At 60.2% G+C, this 2,538-nt stretch carries 2 protein-coding genes; both read left to right on the forward strand.

Features of this window, described 5'->3' with window-relative positions:
• Positions 1-117: 117 nt before the first annotated feature.
• Entirely contained in the window at positions 118-1,035 is a 918-nt protein-coding gene (locus AC11W3_RS11275; protein ID WP_484093031.1) for a Druantia anti-phage system protein DruA, read from the forward strand.
• Positions 1,032-2,522: a transposase gene (locus AC11W3_RS11280; RefSeq protein WP_484093032.1), complete on the forward strand. Its 1,491-nt coding sequence runs from the start codon at positions 1,032-1,034 to the stop codon at positions 2,520-2,522. The genes AC11W3_RS11275 and AC11W3_RS11280 overlap by 4 nt, the downstream gene beginning before the upstream one ends.
• The last annotated feature ends 16 nt before the right edge of the window (positions 2,523-2,538 follow it).

Below are 2,538 nucleotides of genomic sequence, written 5' to 3' on the forward strand. Positions count from 1 at the left end.
CTGGAGTTTGGCCATTTTGACGCGGTCGGCCACGCGCCGCACAATTTTTTGCTGGACATCCCGCCTTTAGTGTTCTAGTGTTGGCATGGCGCATTCCACTTGGGGCCGCCCGACGCCATGCCGACGCCCATTTCTTTCTGCGGTCACGAAGTTACTTCCAAGGAGATCAAACTCCTTCGCGAAATCGTCCACGACTTTCCTGCCCTCAGCCTGACCGAACTGTCCAGGACCGTCTGTGAGCTCCTCGATTGGCGGCGCCCTACCGGCGCCCTGAAAGATCACGAGTGCTACATCTTCCTGCAACACCTTCGTGACCAGGGATTGCTCCCATCCATCCCCGTGCTGCGCGGAACTTCAGCGCAGGGGCCACGGACCGTCTCTCTGGACCATCAAAGCGATCCACAATCCCCAGTCGTGGGATCCGTCGAAGACTACATGCCTCTGGAGTTCGACCTGGTCTCGGACGCCGCAGGCCGGGCTCTCTTCAGACAGTACATCCATCGCTATCATTACCTCGGCTACCGCGTCCCTTTTGGTGCTCAACTGCGCTACTTTGTCCGCTGCCGACACTTCCCGGAGCGCATCCTGGCCTGTTTACTCTTCACCAGCGCCGCCTGGAAGATGGCCCCGCGCGACCGCTGGATTGGATGGGGCGAAGCAACACGGCGGATCAATCTCCCACGGGTCGTTAACAACAGCCGCTTCCTGATCCTCCCCTGGGTCGAAGTGACAGGGCTTGCCAGCAAGATCCTCTCCATGGCCGCACAGCAACTGCCCGAAGACTGGCTCAGTGTCTACCAGGTTACACCTCTGCTGCTCGAGTCTCTTGTTGATCCGCAGCGTTTTTCAGGCACCTGCTATCGTGCCGCAAACTGGATCCACGTCGGCAGCACCCAGGGACGCGGCCGTATGGATCGATACCGCAACGTCCAACGTCACGTGAAAAAGATCTTCCTCTATCCTCTTCATCCCCGCGCTCGCGAGCTTCTGTGTCGTACGCCTGAGTCTCACCCCCTTGACGAGGTCAGGCCATGAACCTCTTGCAAACCATGGATCTTCTGCTGCAGGACTGGAAAGGTGTCTTTGCCCAGGACCGCACCTTCGATCGAGTCCGCCGCCTCACCTACGGACAACTGTTGTCCGCGCCACGTCACACCACCTCCGCTGCCATCTGCACTATCGGTCGGCAGTTCCTGGACTGGAGTGCCGACTACCGGGCATTCTCCCGAAGTCCCTGGGATTCCCAGACTCTCTTTGATCCAGTCATCGACCACGCCATCCAGCTGCTTCCTCCACCTCCCGCACCGGTCGTTGCAGCCATCGACGACACGGCCTGCAAGAAATCAGGACGCCGCATTCCAGGCGTGGCTACCGTGCGCGACCCTCAATCTCCTCCTTATCACGTCAACCTCATCCGCGGACTCCGCTTCGTTCAGGTCTCTTTGACGATCGCTCCATTGCATGGCAAAGGCCCCGCCCGTGCTCTGCCTGTCCGCTTTCAGCCCGCCCCGCCCGTCCCCAAGCCCAAAAAGGATGCGCCGGCTTCACAGTTGGAAGAGTTCAGGAAACGTAAGAAAGCCTCCTCCCTCACCCGAGTCGGCCTCTCTACCGTCACCGGTCTCCGCCAGGCCCTTGATGAGCGACCGAATACTCTGCTGCGCCAACTACTCATCACCGCCGATGGCAGCTACACCAACCAGGTCCTGCTCAAGAGCCTTCCCCCACGCACGACACTCATCGGACGCATCCGCCAGGATGCGGACCTTCACCTTCCTCTGGATCCAAATACCAAGACCAGCGGCCGGCCACGCAAGTACGGTCCTCAAGCCCCGACCCCGAGGGAAGTCCTGAGCAGTGACGAGGTGCGCTCGCTGCAAGTCCCCTGTTTCGCGGTCGGGCAGGTCCGGACCTTCAACGTCAAGGTATTTGGCCCCGTCTTCTGGCGCAAGGCCGGGCATGACAAACCGCTGCTTCTGGTTGTAATCAAGCCCGTCGGGTACCGCCTGCGCAAAGGTTCCAAACTCCTCTATCGCGAACCGGCTTTCCTCATCTGCACCGATCCCGATCTGGATCTGAAAACGATCGTGCAGGCCTACGTCTACCGCTGGGAGATCGAAGTTAACCACCACGACGAGAAGAGCGTCATAGGGGTAGCCCAGGCTCAGACGCGTACCCCCAAAGCGGTCGATCGCCAACCCCAACTCCAAGTCGCTGCCTACAGCCTCCTGCAATTGGCCTCCATCCTCGCTCACGGCTTCGAGCGTACGGACGATTACCTGCCGCTGCCAAAATGGAGAAGCCAATCCCCCCGCCCTTCGACGGCCGACCTCGTGGACCTCCTGCGCCAGCAGATCATCGGTCACACCTTCTCAGCGGACCACGAAATCACTTTGGGTTACTTCGCGGAAGACACGGAACCGGACCTAAAGTGGCAAAAACCTCTCCTCCCGCAGACCGGATCACTCGATGGCCCTGAAATACCCGGGCTCCAGCGTGCCACAGGCGCCGTCCGCCCGAACTGAGATGGCCAAACTCCAG

Source organism: Geomonas sp. (assembly GCF_056994735.1).

Excerpts from the sequence above, each read along its gene's own strand:
- AC11W3_RS11275 (WP_484093031.1), top strand. The coding sequence starts at position 118 with ATGCCGACGCCCATTTCTTTCTGCGGTCACGAAGTTACTTCCAAGGAG.
- AC11W3_RS11280 (WP_484093032.1), top strand. The coding sequence starts at position 1,032 with ATGAACCTCTTGCAAACCATGGATCTTCTGCTGCAGGACTGGAAAGGT.